Source organism: Pseudomonas sp. SDO5591_S426, from assembly GCF_054070755.1.
On sequence record NZ_JBSVXD010000008.1, the window covers coordinates 35,161 to 53,078 of the forward strand.

Here is a 17,918-nt window from a genome sequence, read left to right on the forward strand (position 1 = left end):
CGATGCTTCGATGATCAAACCGCTGCGGTCAATCAAACGATGTGCAGGCCTGCTTCTCGGATTGCTGTTAACTGGTTGTGCACAAAGCGTCGCTCAGTCCAGTAATGGCTTACCGTGGTTCCTGGCTTTTTCCGCTCCAGCGTATATGGAAGTCTGGATAGAAACCGCAGATGTTGTGGATATCCGCGAACGAGTGTTTCGAGGTGCTGGAGGCGGTATCGCCTCGGTTCCAAGACCACCGAATAACCAGGGCATCGCCCGAGGATGGGTCAGCAGCAATGGCGGTGGTAAAGGTATGTATGTCACTGGCGCCGATCTGCCCCGCCTGATCTACGTGCGCTGGCAATCCTTGGCCGAACCGCAAACCTATGAGGCTTACATCGCCATCCCCGAATCCGCACGGGAAATCATGCGCAAACCGGAGAAGGTTTTTTGCGGAGCAGATGGGAAGTGGATAACCGAGTCCCGTGACAACATCGGTATTGGTTTGGCGCCGGGTGGTATTGCCAAAGTCTGGCTGGGGGGTGCCTGCCTTAAGGCTGTCGAGATACTTCGGGTTGAAGGAACAATAAATCCGAAAGGCCCATATGGAGGCAAGTCCGGTGGCAAGCATCGGCCCCTGACTGAGATATCCAAGGCCTACGTAGAAAAATTCGGGATTCCCTATGGCTCCTGGTAACGCAAAAGCATCTCGGTATTTGTACGCTCCACGTAGTCATTGCATCCAGGTGATGGGTGTTTAAATCCCCTCCATCCTTTCGGATGTTTCCTGCGCAAAGTCGAGCAATCCATGAACTATGCGCACGTCACATTTACCGTTAACCTTTGATCGTCACCGAAAGCTCGGTGAGCGGATGTGCAAGTCCGAAGTCGGGAGCGAATTTTTATTAACTCCAAGGATTTCAGCAATGAACAAGACAACAGCCAACAATCCCAAAAACGAAGCCACATCCCCCTACGAATCTCTGGATTCGAAAAAGCTCCACGAAGCCGCCGAACGCGCCCTCGATCACCATCTCGTCCCACCTAACCAGACACCACCTAAACGCAGCGGCCAACTCTTCAGCGTCTGCCCAGACATCAACACCGAAGCACTCCTGGCCAATGCTTCAGAAGACCTGCTGTCCATCAGCGCCATCGCCGCCGACCTCGCCGACGATGTGGACGGCTCACGCCGCTCTGTAGCCTTGGCGCTCAGCCGCATGGCTGACGGGGTGCATCTGTTGATTGAGCGAGCGCTTGATCATCTGGATGAGCCGGATATGGCGGCGATACTCGCCAGACAACAGCGTCGAGCCTGCTGACTCACCAAGCAGTAAACAACCCCGACTGGCGTGTTCCTGCCCATCGGGGTTTTTTCGTCACCGCACTGCATCACGCAGCGGAAAGCCCCTCGCAACACCACTGCTACTTCCCCGTTTCCGACTCACACGTAGGACGCATCTGATTTGCTCTCTCGGATCTTAAATGCCTCTCTGCCTCAGCACTTCGCACAAGCACAATTCAATGCTGAGTCGGTGAGCATTTCGCTCATGACAGCGCGCCATCCGTTTGGATAACAAGTCCACTCGCGATAGAGGGGTAAGGATTTGACTATTTGGCACAATAAACAAACAGCAGTTGCTTTCAGGTGCTGCTTAGTCGCCATGCTCACACTCGTCGCTAGCTTCCCTGTTCGCGCTGAATTTTCATGCAGCAAGCCCAGCTGCAAAATAGCTGACAATCCCCTTCAGTTATCGGGAACAACTGTAGTCGGGTTGATCTATACGGTACTCGCGCCGTTCATTTTGACCTCAGAAGCCACTACGGATGGCTTCTCGAAACACTACACCCAGGCAGTGAAAGACGACGCCGCCGCTTACATCGCTACCGATGGCGATTTCAACGGCCCAATGCTTGAATCCGCATGGCGGGCTTACCTGGAGCAGCACGCTCATCTTCAGCCAAGCAAAAAAGAGTTTGCCTACAGGGTGCTCGCGATCAATTCATGAAACAGCAAATCCTCCGGGAGCGAACCTGCTCGCTCCCACATGAAAGCATCGGTATAGTGCCGCCCCTCTTCGCATGAGCGGTCGTCGGTAGCGAGACCTCACCCATGCGAAACCCGAACTAATAACAAACCCGCGATATGAAACCGGGACGAACTCTTCGCCTCGCCTGTTGTGCCGTGCGCCAACGGGTGTAACGCGATGTGTCTGTTCTGGTGTGCATTTGCCTACACAAAAAACAGCGAGGAATAATCCATGCTCGAAGTCATTAACGACTTCCTCTCAGGGAAAGTACTGATCGTGCTCATTGTCGGGCTCGGTAGCTACTTCACGATCCGCTCGCGTTTCGTTCAATTGCGTCACTTCTTCCACATGTTCGCGGTGTTCCGCGACAGCCTCAAAAGCAGCGCCGGGCAACTCAGTTCGTTCCAGGCGTTGATGCTCAGCCTCGCCGGCCGCGTCGGTGCGGGCAACATTGCCGGTGTCGGCATTGCCGTGACCCTCGGCGGGCCCGGTGCGGTGTTCTGGATGTGGGTGACCGCGCTGGTCGGCATGTCCAGCAGCTTCTTCGAATGCTCCCTCGGCCAGCTCTACAAGCGCTGCGATTCCGAAGGCCAGTTCCGTGGCGGCCCGTCCTATTACATCCAGCACGGTTTGCAAAAACGCTGGTTGGGGATGCTCATGGCGTTCCTGTTGCTGGTGACTTTCGGGTTCGCCTTCAACGGCCTGCAAGCCCACGCCGTGACCCACTCGTTGAACAACGCGTTCGGTCTGGACACGACCTACACCGGCATCGGCCTGGCCGTGCTGTTGGGCCTGGTGTTCGTCGGCGGGATCAAGCGTATCGCCAAGGTCGCAGACCTGTTGGTGCCGGTGAAAACCCTGGTGTACATCGGCGTGACGATCTACGTGATCGTGCTGCAATTCGACCAAGTGCCGGGCATGCTGATGACCATCGTCAAGAGCGCCTTCGGTCTCGACCAGGCCTTCGGCGGGCTGATCGGCAGCGCGATTGTCATGGGCGTGAAGCGTGGCGTGTTCGCCAACGAAGCGGGCCTGGGCAGTGCGCCGAACGTGGCAGCGGTTGCAGCGGTCGAGCACCCGGTGGCGCAAGGCGTGGTGCAGGCGTTCAGCGTGTTCCTCGATACCTTCGTGATCTGCACCTGCACCGCGTTGCTGATTCTGCTCTCGGGTTTCTACACCCCGGGCTTCGAAGGCGATGGCATTGCCCTGACCCAGAACTCGCTGGCCGCCGTGGTCGGTGACTGGGGCCGGATGTTCATTTCCGTGGCGCTGGCGTTGTTCGTGTTCACCTCGATCCTCTACAACTACTACCTGGGCGAGAGCAACCTGCGCTTTTTGATCGGTGAAAACCGCAAGGCGTTGATGGGCTACCGCGCGCTGGTGCTGGTGCTGATTTTCTGGGGCGCCATCGAGAACCTCGGCACCGTGTTTGCCTTCGCCGACATCACCATGACCCTGCTCGCGTTCGTGAACCTGATCGCGCTGTTCCTGCTGTTCAAGGTCGGCATGCGCATCCTGCGTGACTACGATGACCAGCGTGCCGCCGGGATCAAGACGCCAGTGTTCGACTCCGCCAAGTTTCCGGACCTGGATCTGGATCGTCAGGCCTGGCCGGCGAACCCACCGGCCGCTCCTCAGGCGCAAGCTGAGTTGCACGGTGTGACCGCAGCGCAACGCTGATCGGTAAACGACAGGCGCATCCTCCGCGCCTGTCAGTTAAAGTTCGAAAAACTGTGGGATCGAGCTTGCTCGCGATAGCGCACTGTCAGGCAACATAGCGATGTCTGTCCTACCGCTATCGCGAGCAAGCTCGCTCCCACAGGAACTCATAGTTCCGGAGACCCTCCATGAATTCCTCGACCTACCCTGCCGCCCAGCACGTCATGGTGCTCTACACCGGTGGCACCATCGGCATGCAGGCCAGCGCCAATGGCCTGGCCCCGGCGTCCGGTTTTGAAGCACGGATGCGCGAATACCTGAACAGCCAGCCGGAGCTGGTGGTGCCGCAATGGCGCTTCCGCGAGATGTCGCCACTGATCGACAGCGCCAACATGACGCCGACGTATTGGCAGCAACTGCGCGAAGCGGTGGTCGATGCGGTGGATGTGCAGGGCTGCGACAGCGTGCTGATCTTGCATGGCACCGACACCCTCGCCTACAGCGCGGCGGCGATGAGTTTTCAGCTGTTGGGGCTGCATGCCCGCGTGTGTTTTACCGGTTCGATGTTACCGGCCGGCGTGACCGACAGCGATGCCTGGGAGAACCTCGGTGGTGCGCTGGTTGCCTTAGGCCAAGGCCTGGCGCCGGGTGTGCATTTGTACTTCCACGGCGTACTGCTGGACCCGACCCGCTGCGCGAAAGTACGCAGCTTCGGTCGGCATCCGTTCAAGCGCCTGGAGCGTCAGGGCGGTGGCGTAAAGGCGACTTCGATTCCAACGCAACTGAATTACAACCAACCTAAACAATTGGCGAATGTCGCCGTGTTGCCGTTGTTTCCAGGTGTCAGCGCCGCAATCGTTGATGGCCTGCTCGACAGTGGCATTCAGGGTCTGGTGCTGGAGTGTTATGGCAGTGGCACCGGTCCGAGCGATAACCCCGAGTTTCTCGCCAGCCTCAGTCGTGCGCGAGACAGCGGTGTGGTGGTGGTCGCTGTCACGCAATGCCACGAAGGCGGCGTGGAGCTGGATGTCTACGAGGCCGGCAGTCGACTGCGTGGCGTCGGCGTGCTGTCAGGCGGCGGCATGACCCGCGAAGCGGCGTTCGGCAAGTTGCAGGCGCTGCTGGGTGCAGGGTTGCCGACTGCCGAGGTACGGCGCCTGGTCGAACTGGACCTGTGCGGCGAATTGAGCTGAGTCGCCAGCTCGAAAAACTGCTGGCGTATAAATAACTACCACCTCTGCTGATTGATGCCTCCCTAGCATGGAGTGACCCGAGACTAGTTCTCGGGCAACTCCATCATTTTGAAATGCAGGGATGCACGATGAGCACACCAGCCTTACCCTCCACGCCACAAATTCCCGCCCCCACCGAGGCCTTGATCACCCAACTCAGCGTCGGTCCCGACCTGAGGGAGGTCGCGGCCGTCCTTTTACGCCAACATTTGCAAACGCTGTATCCGGCGCTGGATATCGACCCCGCCATCACCATGCTCGGCACGCCCACGTGGACAATCTTCAACGATGAAATCGTAGCCGGCCCCACCCGGTATCAGGCGTTGACGGAAATCCTCGCCGATCAAACGGTGTCCGCCATTCCAGCCCTTTACATCGAGGGCGAACACTTTCTGGTCCAACAGCCCCTCACTGAACCCGCCATCCATTTGCCGGTGCGGATCGACGAAATCGCCAAACTCATCAATCTGCTCGCCCCGGTAATGCTCTCGGCTTTTCAGCAGCAACAGCTGGCATTCTGGAACGCAGCCAATGGCAGCGACGGTCCGCGCTGGCATGAACTCTCAAGCACCCTGCGCAATTTCTGGAATGTCGATAAGGTCCAGGGCTGGGATGACGATGATTGCAGCATGGCGCGCAACCTGTTCCGTTCCCCGGACCTTGCAAGTCGAAAGCTGGACGACGCCTATCAAAGCAAAGCCTATCTGGTGGGCATCGACCTGGTCGACGGGGAGAACGTGACACACCTGAGCGAAGTGTCGATAGCGATGCTGGTGGGCACGCACAAGGAGCGCACCATCGTCCTCACCCATTCGCTGCTCAAGGGGTATGAAAAATTCGACTCACTGGAACAGTTTGGCCTAACGCTCCCGGATCACTTGAGCACATCCGTGTCCCATCAGGAAATACAGTGGCGGCAGATAGAACCCAACGACAATTTCTTTGATTACCAGGCTTGCGCATTGATCTCGATCCAGATCAATGTCATCGGCTCCCTTGATTTCTCCGATCCCGGGCATGCCAATCCGGGTAAGCCGCTGACCGCGCCGCCGCCCGCACCCGAAACCGTCGAGACCACTTCGAAGCCAGGCCCTGATATTGAATGGTTCAAAGACGCACTGCCCGACTGGCTGAGTTCGGCACCGCTGCCGGACCTGAACAACTTTTCACGGCACTTGAAAGACCTGGCGGCGCTGCACAGCCAGAATGCCGGCAAGTCTTATCTGGACGGCATACTGCCGATCAAGCAGTACGCACTGAACGAGCTCAACGCACTGCATATGCAAAAGACCGTAGAGCATGCCGTCACGGCACAGCAGAAGGCGGACTTCGAGCTTGATTTGGCCATGATTCAGATACGCGTCCAGAGCCCTGTCATCTGGGGCACCTTTGCCGTTCCGGGCAAGATCGACAGCTACACATTCAGCATTGCCGATCTCGCCTTGCAGAACCTGATTGCGTTGCCCAATGGAAACAAGACCCTTCACTCCACCAGGGGCAAAACCCTGCCAGAGTGGTTGACCGTGAAGTATGTCGAAGGCCTTATCACCGAGGCCGATATCGGCAAGGCCTACCCGGCTTTGATAAAAAGCACACTGCTCGACGATCCAAAAGAATCCTCGCGCCGGCAAACCCTGTTTACCCAACACCTGCGAATTCAGTTACCGCTGCTTGCCTTGCAATGTCAGATCCGCGAACAGGCCGGCATCGACGCACGCGGCTACCGCTACGTTGTGGCTGCGATGGAGCCCGATGTGGATAACCGTGTCGTTGAAGGGCAAACCATCGTCATTCGCCCGCTGGCCTTTGTTCCCAAGCGTCGAAAGCATGGCTCCGAGGATGTGGTCGCCAACATGTTCGTGATCGGCCCGCTGGACCCGACAGCCGGCCCATGCCTGTTGTATCGACCGATGCTTGACGAGCCATTGACGCAATACCCCTCACCCACCAATTTGTTGTATGCCATCCAGCAATCCGCCAGCTTGCGCGAATCCGTGTTGGCCTGGCTGCCGGACAGCGCGCGCAGCGATTACGCCAATTACGTTTTCCAGGGTGCATTGCCTTCACCGTGGGCCATTGCCGAATTTCTGGTCGACCCGGAGAAGCTCACGACAATGACCGGGCCGATGATGCTGGGCAAACAGGCATTGGAGGGTGATGTGTTCGCCGCCCTGTTCAAGTCCAACACGGATGCATTGGTTGAGCTCGCGGATCGCGAGTCAGTGTCGAACGCCGAAAACCGCTGGGCCAGCTTCAGGCAGTCTGGTTGGACGCTGTTCAACACGGTGCTGCCTTTTTTGGGGCGTACGGTCGCAATCTCGGCGTGGATCTGGCAGATCATGGACCAGTTTCAACAGCTGCATGACGCGCAGGAAAAAAACGACAAGCCCGAGCAATGGGCGGCACTGACCGACCTGTTGCTCAACCTCGGCATGGCGATCACGCTCCATATCGCCACCCGAAGCACATCGGCCAAGCGCGTGACAAAACCCAACCCCACGTCTGAACCTCCCGTCACAACAGAGCCGGCAGCAAAAACAGTCAGCATCAAACAACTCGCTAAAACCACTGACAGTGAAGCGCCCAACATCCAGCAAACCCTGAACATCAGTGGCGCTGTAAATCGAACGCCCGGCAGTCTGGCAGCCACTCTGGAACGCTTCAAAATCTCACGCCCCGAAGGCCTAGGCGCCGCCAATGCCGAGGAAGGTGTTCATCGGTATCTCTATGGTCTCAACAAAAAATGGCATGCTCCGGTGGGTGCGAATTGGTTCGAGGTTTCGGTGGATGACGAAGGCACGGTCATGATCATCGACCCCAAACAGGCTGATCGCACCGGCCCGGCCTTGACCCACAACCTCAAGGGCCAATGGTTCATCGACACGCGCCTGCGTCTGCGAGGCGGCGGACCAAAGAGCCTGACGAAAATGGCCAAGGCTCAAGCCGCGCTCAAAGCCAAGGAACTGCGTACCAAACTGACGGCGTTTGAAAAACGCAAGAAAGCTGCGCAAAACGAACTGCAACAGGCCCATCAAGCGATCACCAGCGCGAGCGCAGAGACCGTTCAAGCCAAGCGCCAGCTCTACCTTCAAAAACTGGAATCTCAACAAACCGAGTACGCAGTCGCTCTTCGAGACCTCATAACGTTGCATGTGTTTTCGCCCACCGCGGACTTCCAGCAGAAGGCGCTGGGGTACCTGAGCGCCCAACTGGAACTTATCCGTGCGGGCATTGGGGAAAAGCTCATCACCTTCAGTCCCAAATTGCGCGCTGTGCTAAGCCATATCGAACGCCAAGCCGAAGCGCCACAGGAGCGCCAAATCGAAGATGCCCGGCAAATGAGCGAAATGACCCAGGACATGATCACCCGCCTGGAAAGCATTCAATCGCGATTTGCCGAGCTCAGGCCGCTGGAAAGAGAAGGCCTGCGGCTGATCCAGCAGACTCGCGAACGATTACCCGCCTACTCGCTCGATGACCTCAAGACCCTCCAGGTGACGATCGCGCGCAATCTGTGCCTTCCCGAAAGTACCGTTGCGACGCAAGCGCAAGCCTGGTCGACCATTGACCGGATTGTCGACACCGCCGACATCGCCGTGCGGGCGCTGCGCGACACGCTGGATGAGCGCAGCGTGTCGCGTCTGGACGAGCGCGTCGACAGCCTCAACGACCTGGTTGAACAGTTCAACGTCATCGACGAGCGCTTGCTGGATTTCAAGAATACGTACGCTGCACACGTCCTTGAGTCGCCGCTGGAACGGCTGCGCCAACAGCTTGAGGCGTTCAAAAACCGTGCGGTCCACGAACTGGTGCTGCTGATTGAAGAAAGGGATGCTTTACGCGCCAGGCCCACGCTGCCCGTGCAACCGCCGAGGCCCAGGAGGAAGTTCATCAGGACGCGCTACAACGGTGTTCTCATTGGCCAGCCACGTCTCACTGCGCAGGGCCTGGAGACTGATCTGGTGGATATCACGTCACCGCTCACCGACAAGGTCATTGCCACCTTCCACGAGAAAACTCCGGGCGTCTGGGTGGAACGTTTGACGAGCCCAACAACCGAACCCGCAAAGCCGGATTTGCAGATCAGCATCAACAAAGGCCAAGCGTTACTCGACGGACTAGAAGCGTTCAATACGCGCATGGCCGAACAACTGAAGCAGCCAGGACGCTCGCCTGGCGGGATCGAATACCTCTTTCATCAGCATGCGATGGAGCTTGAGCACGCCAGTAGCGCAATTGATCAAGCATTGACCGACCGCAATGTCACCGAGAGCACCACAAACTCCGCCGCGCAGGTCAATAAAGCCCTCAGTGATGCGGTGGATAGTCTCTATGAGCAGGCCACCACCAACATGCTGAGGATGACCAAGGAACAACCACCCACCCCGGCGGGGATTAAATGGCTGGTGGGCGAAAACGCACTGAGCATTGCAAAAACCATTACCCGGCGCCGCGTGAAAACCGGCAGGACGCTGTACCTGGATGAATACAAGCTCACCGATCCGAAAACCCGTGAGGTGCTCTGGTATGCGCATTTCCTGTATTCCACCTCTTGGGTTCCCGCCAAATCCTTCCTCTACGGGCGCCTGAAAACCCCGCAAGAGCAACAAATGGGACCGGCCGCCGACACCGCCACAGGTCTGTATGGAGCGCAACAGCTCGCGTACTACCGCAGCATGATCGGGCTGGAGCAGGCCAGGCAGATCTTCTTCGGGACCGAATGAGTCACCCATAGTTGTTACGTCAGTGCGCCCTCGCCAACGCGAGGGCGCCTCGATCACGGCACGTTACTTGCTCCGTCCCGTTCAAACAAAGACCGGTGCTTCCCATGCTTCACTCCCACCTCACCACGCTCAATGCTGTCTCTCTGGTGCTCAACGCTTTCAAGGACGAAGGCTTGTCCAGCGAGGCGCTGCTGGCCGGCAGCGGCATCAGTGCGGCGGATCTGAACCGCGCCGACACGCGCATCACCACCAATCAAGAGATGCAGGTTTGCGCCAACGCCGTCGCGCTCAAACGCGATATCGGCCTGGAACTGGGCCGACGGATGCACGTCTCCTGCTACGGCATTCTCGGTTACGCGCTGCTCACCAGTGCCACCTTCGGTGACGCTTTGCGGTTGGCGATGCGTTATCCGGCGTTGCTGGGAACACTTTTCGAACTGAGCCTGGAGGACGACGGCGAGCGTGTCTGGTTCGCTGCCGCCGACTACCGCGAGAGCCCGTCCATGGCGACGTTCAATGCCGAGTTCTGCCTGGTATCGCTGAAAGTCACTTGTGACGATCTGCTCGGCCATCCCCTGCCCTTGCTCGGCGCACGCTTCGAGCATGCCGCGCCCGACTACGAAGCGAGCTACGCGCAACACTTCGACTGCCCGCTGCACTTCGACGCACCAAACAATGCCTTCGCCTTCGACAGGCGCTGGCTCGATCAACCGTTGCCGCTCGCTGACGCGATTACCCATCAAACCATGGCCGAGCGATGCCGCAAGCAGAACCTCGAGTTCACCGGGCGCCAGGCGTGGCTGGGGCGTATTCGGCAGTTGCTCAGTGCGCAACTGAACGCCGCGCCAGGGCTGGAAGGCCTGGCCGAGCAGATGAATTGCTCGGCGCGCACGTTACGTCGGCACCTCAAGGATATGGGTTGCAGCTACCAAGAGTTGCTCGATGAACTGCGCTTCGAGCAGGCCAAGCAAATGCTCTGCGAAGATCAGCTGCCGATCTATCAGATTGCCGAGGCGTTGGGTTTCAGTGAGACCGCGAGTTTTCGGCATGCGTTTGTGCGGTGGAGTGGTGTGGCGCCCAGCCAATTCCGGCCACACGGATAACCCTGTGGGAGCGGGCTTGCCCGCGAAGAGGCCTGTACATCCGGCACATCTATATTGGTTGTAATGCCGCCTTCGCGGGCAAGCCCGCTCCCACAGGGTCCGCATTCCACGCGCCATGCCGGGGCCTGGCGCAATAAAAAGGGGCGAATTTCGGTCAGACTTATTGGCCATATCGATCCCCTTTTGGCCTTTCCTGCCGTTCTCCAAATCCGTCTGCGCCGCAAGACTGTGTTCAACCGAATCAGCCTGCGGAGAACAAGAAATGCTGACCATCTACTCGGACGATCACCACCTGCACCACGGCCGTTGCGAATTGATAGACGGGCAACTCAAGCCCTGCTTCGAAATGCCTTCGCGTGCCGACCACGTGCTTTCGCGGGTGCAAAAACAAAACCTCGGCCCGGTCGAAGCGCCGAAGGATTTCGGCCTCGGGCCGATCGAGCGTATTCACAGCCGCGACTATCTCGACTTCTTCAAAGGCGCCTGGGCCCGTTGGACCGAGTTCAACACCGACGGTGACTTACTGCCTTACACCTGGCCCGCGCGAACGTTGCGCCGCATCAAACCCACCAGCCTGCACGGCGAGCTCGGCTATTACAGCTTCGACGGCGGCGCGCCGATTACCGCCGGTACGTGGCAAGCGGCCTATAGCGCAGCGCAAGTTGCCTTGACCGCGCAAGCGGAAATTCAGCGCGGCGCCCGCGCGGCCTTCGCCCTGTGCCGTCCACCGGGACACCACGCTGCCGGCGACTTGATGGGCGGTTATTGCTACCTCAACAACGCCGCCATCGCCGCGCAGGCGTTCCTCGATCAGGGTCACAAGAAGGTCGCGATCCTCGACGTCGACTACCACCACGGCAACGGCACCCAATCGATTTTCTACGAGCGCAGCGACGTGCTGTTCACCTCGATTCACGGTCATCCGGAAGCCGAGTTTCCGTTCTTCCTCGGCTACGAAGATGAGCTGGGTGAAGGCGCTGGCGAAGGCTTCAACTTCAACTATCCGTTGGCTGCCGGTTCAGGTTGGGAGACCTGGAGCGCGGCGCTGGAACAGGCCTGCAAAGAGATCGAAAACTACGGTGCCGACATCGTTGTCGTGTCCCTGGGCGTCGACACGTTCAAGGACGACCCGATCTCGCAATTCAAACTCGACAGCCCGGATTACCTGGCCATGGGCAAACGCATCGCCGGTCTCGGCGTGCCGACGCTGTTCGTGATGGAAGGCGGTTACGCGGTCGAAGAAATCGGCATCAATGCCGTGAACGTTCTCGAAGGTTTCGAAAGCGCTTGATGAGGAAGTAGAAGCATGAAAAGTCTTAAGCGTTTTATGGTTCCAGCCCTGTGCGCCACGGTGCTCAGCGGCGCGGCGCACGCCGAAGAACGAACGTTGCGCGTCTACAACTGGTTCGACTACATCACCCCCAAAGCCCTGGAAGACTTCAAGGCGCAGAACACCCAGACCAAACTGATCTACGACATCTTCGACACCAACGAAGCGCTGGAGGCCAAGTTGTTGACCGGCAACTCCGGCTACGACGTGGTGGTGCCGTCCAACGTGTTCCTCGCCAAACAGATCGAAGCCGGGGTGTTCCAGCCCCTGGACCGCAGCAAGTTGCCGAACTGGAACCACCTCGATCCCAAGCTGATGAAGCTGATCGAGGCCAACGATCCGGGCAACAAATTCGCCGTGCCCTACATGTACGGCACCATCCTCATTGGCTTCAACCCGGACAAGGTCAAGGCCGCCCTCGGTGCCGATGCGCCGGTGGACAGTTGGGACCTGATCTTCAAGGAAGAGAACATCAGCAAGCTCAAGCAGTGCGGCGTCGCCCTGCTCGACTCGCCGTCGGAGATCCTGCCACTGGCCCTGCAACACCTCGGTCTGGACCCCAACAGCAAGAAGCCGGCGGACTACGCCAAGGCTGAAGCATTGTTGATGAAGATCCGCCCGTACGTGACCTACTTCCATTCGTCGAAGTACATGGCCGACATCGCCAACGGTGACATCTGCGTCGCCATCGGTTATTCCGGCAGCTTTTCGCAAGCCGCCAACCGCGCCAAGGAAGCCAAGAACGGTGTGACCGTCGACATGCGTTTGCCGAAGGAAGGTGCGCCGATCTGGTTCGACATGCTGGCGATTCCGAAGGGTGCGAAAAACACCGAAGACGCCTACACCTTCATCAACTACCTGCTGCAACCGCAGGTGATTGCGCCGGTCAGCGATTTCGTCGGTTACCCGAACCCGAACAAGGACGCCACGGAACTGGTCGATCCGGCGATCCGCAACAACCCGAACCTGTACCCGACCGACACGGCGATGAGCACGCTCTACACCCTGCAACCGTTGCCGCGCGATGCCGAACGTGCACGGACCCGCGCCTGGACCAAGATCAAGTCCGGCACCTGACACCCGTTCCGCTCTCGTCGTCATCAAGACCTGCGTTTACGCAGGTCTTTTTTTTGCTCGCGATATTTATATACCGCCAATGCCGTCCCGCCGGTCAATACCTTGCAGTGATACGCGCGCCGTACGTTCAACGGTGCCGCCTCACAAAGGATGTGACCATGACCGAAGTATCCAGCCCTCCCGTCGTACCCGAACTCCCCGCCGATCAAGACGCCCTGCTCACCCAATTGGTGGCGGGGCCATCGATCAGGGAAGTCGCCACCCATGCGCTGCAACCGGCGCTGAAAACGCTGTATCCGCAGCTGTCTATCGACCCCCGCCTGGCGATGGTGGTCACACCGACCTGGGCACTACGCGAACAGCGCGTCGTAGCCGGACCACGACACTTCGAATCACTGACCGATGCCCTGGTACGTCACGGCATTGCGCAAACACCGATGATTTACCTGGAGGGCGAGCACTACCTCACCCTGCAGCCACTGGAGCCGACACCGGCGCAGTTGCCCGTCAGCATCGAAGCCATCGGGCGTTTGCTCAATGAGTTGGCGCCGCTGCTGTTCGATGCATTTCAAGAGCAGCAGGTCGACTACTGGAACCGGCTCACCAGCCCCTCGACCCCGCGCTGGAAGGAGTTGTCCCACTCGCTGCGTGAACTGTGGAACATCGAAACCAACCCGAACTGGGAGAACGAGCAATGCGAGATGGCCCGCAATCTGTTCACCTACCCGGACAAAAACACACGCATGACGCACGACCGCTTTCGGTCTCGCGCTTGCCTGATCGACCTGGACTACAAGAACGAGAGTGTCTCGACCCACCTCAACACCCTGGATATGGCTGTCCTGATCGGAACTGTGGGCAGCCGCACGTTGATCGTCAGCCACACCATTACCCATGGTTTCCAGACCTTCGAGTCGTTGCAGAAATTGGGCGAATCCTTGCAGGCGTACACCAGCGGGCAAATACCCGGGAACACCCTGCAATGGCGCCTGATTGAACCCGAGGGTAATTTTTTCGACCATTTGGCGTGCACCTTGATCGCCCTGCAAGCGGACTCGATTGCCGCGCTGGCAAACAATCGCGAAGAAGCAAATCCCGATCTCGCCCCCCACATCAGTCGCACCACGAACGAGCTCGATCCATCGGACAATCAGGCGCCTTCGCGCTTCAACCTGGTCGAGCAGGCACTGCCAGACTGGATGGCCAGTGCTTCATCTGGCGATCTCACCGCCTACAGCCGTCATCTGATGGATCTGGCGAGCGTACAGAATAAAAACGCCGGGCAGTCCTTCCAGGACGGTATCAAACCGATCCGCGAATACGCACTGGAGCAACTGCGCGATGCCATGCTTTCCGAGCATCCCGAGGCGAAAAATTTACAGCTCGAAAACATCGAGATCGTGATCGACAGCGTCGTGGTCTGGGGCAGTTTTGCGCCGCCCGTGGGGCCGGAGCGCACCACCTTGAACCTGGTCGATCTGGCGCTGCAAAACCTGATCGCCCTGCCGTTGGGCAATAAATCCATACGCAGCACCAGCGCTACGGTGCTGCCGGCGTGGTTGACGGTCAGCTACCTGGAAACGTTGATCGTCAAGGTCGATATCGGGCAAACCTATCCGAAGCTGATCAAAAGCAAACTGCTCGACGATCCCCTTGAAAGCCTGCGCCGTCAGAATTTGTTTACCAGTCGCTTACGCGTCGAGCTGCCACTGCTGGCCTTGCAGCAAAAGATCCGCACTCAGGGTGGGATTGACGAACTGGGCTATCGCTATGTCGCTGCCGTGGTGCAGATCCTCGACGCCAAACGCTGGGTCGACGGACAGGAAATCGTCATTCGTCCGCTGGCATTCACTCCTGCCTGGCGTACAGGGGCATCCACGGATGAAGTGAACAACATGTTCGTGATCGGCCCCCGGCAGATGGACAAAGGACCGTGCCTGCTCTATCGGCCTCTGCTCGACCAGCCCTTGAGCCAATACCCGACGCCGGCCAACCTGATCTATGCCATCCGGCATTCTCCAAAGCTGCGCGAATCCGTACTCGCCTGGCTGCCCGACGAAGTTCGCGCGAATTACGCCGACTACGTGTTCACCGGAGACCTGGCTTCGGTCTGGAGTGTTTCGCAACTGCTGGCCGACCCACTGACCTCGCTGCAAATGAGCGGTCCGCTGACCTTGGGCACTCGAGTCCTCGCTACGGATTACCTCGCCAACCTGTACAAGGCCGACGTCAACGCGCTGGTCGAACTGGCACAACGGCAATCGGTGTCCAACGCGGAAAATCGCTGGGCGACTTTCAAGCAGGCAGCCTGGAAGATCCTCAATGCGGCATTGCCCTTTCTGGGCCGAACTGTCGGAACGGCGGCCTGGATCTGGCAGGTACTCGATGATCTGCAGCAGACCCTCGACACGAGCGAGGAAGGCAACGCCGAACAACGCAAAACAGCCATGACCGACCTGTTGCTGACCCTGGCCATGGTGCTCGCCCATCGCGCCAGCACACGCCGTCCGACATCCCGGGCAATTCGGGAAGAGAGACCGGCAACGCCAACGGTAGAGGTTGCGGAAAAACCGGTAGCGACACCGTTGACCCTGGTTCAACTGCCCGACATCGTCGGCGAGCCCACGGCCACACAGCACCACATTTCAGTCGCCACCGATACCGTCCTGAACCTGAGCAAAACCCTGGATCGCTTCGCGATCACCAAACCCGAAAATCTCACGTCTCCCGATAGCGCAGCGGGTATCCACCAACACCTTTATCGGCACGAAAAAAGCTACTACGCGCCCGTCGGCGAGCGCTGGTTCGAAGTAGCCGTCGAAGAAACCGGTGAAGTGTCGATCATCGATTCAGGGCCCGAGCCCCAAGGTCCTGGCCCCGCACTGATCCGCAATCAGCGCGGCGAGTGGTTCGTCGACACTCGCCTGCGTTTGCGTGGCGGAGGTTTGTCGGCCCGGCGCAAAGCGTTGAAACAGCAAAACCGTCAGCGCATCGCCGAACTCAAGAAACAGTTGAAGGACTTCAACGACCAAAGCGAAAGCGCACGCAAAGAGCTGACGGATGCTTTCAACCAGTTGAAAGCGGCCACCGACCAAACGAAGGCCGGGCTACAGCAGACATTTCTCGAAAAACTCGACCAGCGCACCAGTGACTACGCCGCCCCAATCGAGCAGCTGAATTCGTTGAACCTGCTCGATACGGTTTCCAGTTACCGCAAAGACATGGCCGAAATGCTGGGCACTCAGCTGTTTTTCAACCAGGTATGGCTCGAAGAAAAAACCCCGGCGTTCACTCAAACCCTGCGAGAGACCCTGGCCCTGCTTGAGGCTGAAGAAACGGCTGGTGCCGCCGGTGACCGTGTGACTTATCAAAAAATGGTCGACCTGACCGAAGGTGTAATCGGCAAAATCGAGTTTGCGCAATCACGTTTCCTGTCGCTGAGTCGACTGGGCAGAAGTGCCACCGAAATAGCCAGCACCTACAAGGCAAAACTGCCTGCTTTCACCCTCAACGATCTCAAAGCGCTGCAGGTCTCTCTGGCCCGCGAGGTGTGCCTCAAAGAAGGTGACACTGTCTCGCTGACCGAAGCCCGAAACGATTTAACACGCCTGCTCGACACGACCAACCTGGTAATCCAGACCTCCCAGGAACTGATGCTGGAAGGCAGCACGTGGATCGCGAAAGAACGAATCGAGGCGCTCAATGGCATGCTCGAACAGTTTGCCGCGATCGACCAGTCCTTCGAGGACTTCACTGTCAGCCACAACGACGCGGTGCTGGAGCAACCGTTCAAGCACCTGCGCTCGCGAGTCAGCGAGTTCCAGCAGGACGCCGAGGCCTATCTGGTGCAGTTGTTGCGCGAGCAACAGGCTCTGGAGCCGCGTCCCGGGCCTTCGAGGCCGACACCGGTCTCACGCAAACGGGTAGTCAAAACGCGCTTCAACGGCACGGTCGTTGGCGAAGTTCGTCCTTCGGCGCCAGGAGAACCGGTGCTGTTGGAGGTACGTGCGCCCATGACTGGCAAGGTGATCGCCACCTTTCACGAAAAAACACCTGGCGTGTGGCTTGAACGGGTGTCGGCCAGACGTCGCCGGCCGCAAGCGCAACCGCCGGCGCTCGAGGAGCAAATCATCCATGGCCGGACGATGCTCGATGATCTGGAAAACTTCATCCGCCAAACCGAAACGAGCGCAAAAAAACCAGGCCGTATCCCGGTGGAAATCGAAGAGTTGTTCCAGCACAAAGCCGATCAACTTGGCCAGGCGGCTCGATCCCTGGAACAAGCCGTATTGCGCTCGAACTTGACCGACGGCCCGGCGGATACCGCGTCAACCTTGACCAAGGAATTGACCGAGGCATGCGAGCGACTGTACGCCGAAGGTAACCGGATACGCATCGAGATGACCAAGGACCAACCGCCCACCGCGGCTCGTGTCCAATGGCTGTTGAGCAAAGAGGAAATCGATATTGCGCGCACCGGCGAGCGACGTCGCCTGAAGGGCCCGCGCAAGGACTATCTGCAAGAGTATGAAATTCGTGAGCGCCGCACGCAGAAAACACTGTGGTACGCCCACTTCCACTACACCAGCCTGGATGCGCCGGCCGACGCATTCACCGCCGCGCATTTGAAACTGCGTGAACAACGGCTACTGGCAGGTGCATTCGACCTGCGCTCGGCCACGACCAACCCGCAGGTGATCGCAATCTATCGCAGCGAAATCAGCCCGCAACTGGCGCGCACGCTGTTCTTCGCCCAAGCCTGAACCGTCAAAAAGGAAAAT

At 58.7% G+C, this 17,918-nt stretch carries 10 protein-coding genes; all 10 read left to right on the top strand.

Going from position 1 to position 17,918, the window contains the following annotated elements:
* Positions 1-10 precede the first annotated feature (10 nt).
* The 10 genes from ACW9JC_RS03485 to ACW9JC_RS03530 all read left to right on the top strand — a co-directional run bounded on the left by ACW9JC_RS03485 (position 11) and on the right by ACW9JC_RS03530 (position 17,900).
* Positions 11-679: a DUF2931 family protein gene (locus ACW9JC_RS03485; protein ID WP_457453611.1), complete on the top strand. Its 669-nt coding sequence runs from the start codon at positions 11-13 to the stop codon at positions 677-679.
* A 229-nt stretch (positions 680-908) separates the two neighbouring features.
* The gene (locus ACW9JC_RS03490) at positions 909-1,304 is read left to right on the top strand and encodes a DUF6124 family protein (RefSeq protein ID WP_457453585.1); all 396 of its coding nucleotides are present in this window, start codon (positions 909-911) and stop codon (positions 1,302-1,304) included.
* A 342-nt stretch (positions 1,305-1,646) separates the two neighbouring features.
* Positions 1,647-1,991 (top strand): DUF2388 domain-containing protein, encoded by a 345-nt coding sequence (locus ACW9JC_RS03495; RefSeq protein ID WP_457453587.1) that lies wholly within the window; start codon positions 1,647-1,649, stop codon positions 1,989-1,991.
* 252 nt (positions 1,992-2,243) lie between these two features.
* Positions 2,244-3,692: an alanine/glycine:cation symporter family protein gene (locus tag ACW9JC_RS03500; RefSeq protein ID WP_338583903.1), complete on the top strand. Its 1,449-nt coding sequence runs from the start codon at positions 2,244-2,246 to the stop codon at positions 3,690-3,692.
* Positions 3,693-3,859: 167 nt separating this feature from the next.
* Positions 3,860-4,864 (top strand): asparaginase, encoded by a 1,005-nt coding sequence (locus ACW9JC_RS03505; protein ID WP_457453589.1) that lies wholly within the window; start codon positions 3,860-3,862, stop codon positions 4,862-4,864.
* Between the two features lie 128 nt (positions 4,865-4,992).
* A complete protein-coding gene (locus ACW9JC_RS03510; RefSeq protein WP_457453591.1) occupies positions 4,993-9,627 on the top strand; it encodes a hypothetical protein in 4,635 nt (1,544 codons plus the stop codon).
* 104 nt (positions 9,628-9,731) lie between these two features.
* Positions 9,732-10,730, top strand: coding sequence for an AraC family transcriptional regulator (locus tag ACW9JC_RS03515; protein WP_338583906.1), 999 nt, complete (start codon positions 9,732-9,734; stop codon positions 10,728-10,730).
* 262 nt (positions 10,731-10,992) lie between these two features.
* On the top strand, positions 10,993-12,021 hold the full coding sequence (locus tag ACW9JC_RS03520) for a histone deacetylase family protein (protein WP_338583907.1): 1,029 nt from the start codon (positions 10,993-10,995) through the stop codon (positions 12,019-12,021).
* A 15-nt stretch (positions 12,022-12,036) separates the two neighbouring features.
* Complete coding sequence (locus ACW9JC_RS03525) at positions 12,037-13,137, top strand: polyamine ABC transporter substrate-binding protein (RefSeq protein ID WP_457453594.1); 1,101 nt, start codon at positions 12,037-12,039, stop codon at positions 13,135-13,137.
* A 158-nt stretch (positions 13,138-13,295) separates the two neighbouring features.
* Positions 13,296-17,900, top strand: a complete 4,605-nt coding sequence (locus ACW9JC_RS03530; RefSeq protein ID WP_457453596.1) for a hypothetical protein — start codon at positions 13,296-13,298, stop codon at positions 17,898-17,900.
* The last annotated feature ends 18 nt before the right edge of the window (positions 17,901-17,918 follow it).

What these genes read in the sequence shown, in the direction of transcription:
- ACW9JC_RS03515 (WP_338583906.1), top strand. Translation starts at nt 9,732, where the DNA reads ATGCTTCACTCCCACCTCACCACGCTCAATGCTGTCTCTCTGGTGCTC.
- ACW9JC_RS03490 (WP_457453585.1), top strand. Translation starts at nt 909, where the DNA reads ATGAACAAGACAACAGCCAACAATCCCAAAAACGAAGCCACATCCCCC.
- ACW9JC_RS03525 (WP_457453594.1), top strand. Translation starts at nt 12,037, where the DNA reads ATGAAAAGTCTTAAGCGTTTTATGGTTCCAGCCCTGTGCGCCACGGTG.
- ACW9JC_RS03505 (WP_457453589.1), top strand. Translation starts at nt 3,860, where the DNA reads ATGAATTCCTCGACCTACCCTGCCGCCCAGCACGTCATGGTGCTCTAC.
- ACW9JC_RS03500 (WP_338583903.1), top strand. Translation starts at nt 2,244, where the DNA reads ATGCTCGAAGTCATTAACGACTTCCTCTCAGGGAAAGTACTGATCGTG.
- ACW9JC_RS03485 (WP_457453611.1), top strand. Translation starts at nt 11, where the DNA reads ATGATCAAACCGCTGCGGTCAATCAAACGATGTGCAGGCCTGCTTCTC.
- ACW9JC_RS03495 (WP_457453587.1), top strand. Translation starts at nt 1,647, where the DNA reads ATGCTCACACTCGTCGCTAGCTTCCCTGTTCGCGCTGAATTTTCATGC.
- ACW9JC_RS03520 (WP_338583907.1), top strand. Translation starts at nt 10,993, where the DNA reads ATGCTGACCATCTACTCGGACGATCACCACCTGCACCACGGCCGTTGC.
- ACW9JC_RS03530 (WP_457453596.1), top strand. Translation starts at nt 13,296, where the DNA reads ATGACCGAAGTATCCAGCCCTCCCGTCGTACCCGAACTCCCCGCCGAT.
- ACW9JC_RS03510 (WP_457453591.1), top strand. Translation starts at nt 4,993, where the DNA reads ATGAGCACACCAGCCTTACCCTCCACGCCACAAATTCCCGCCCCCACC.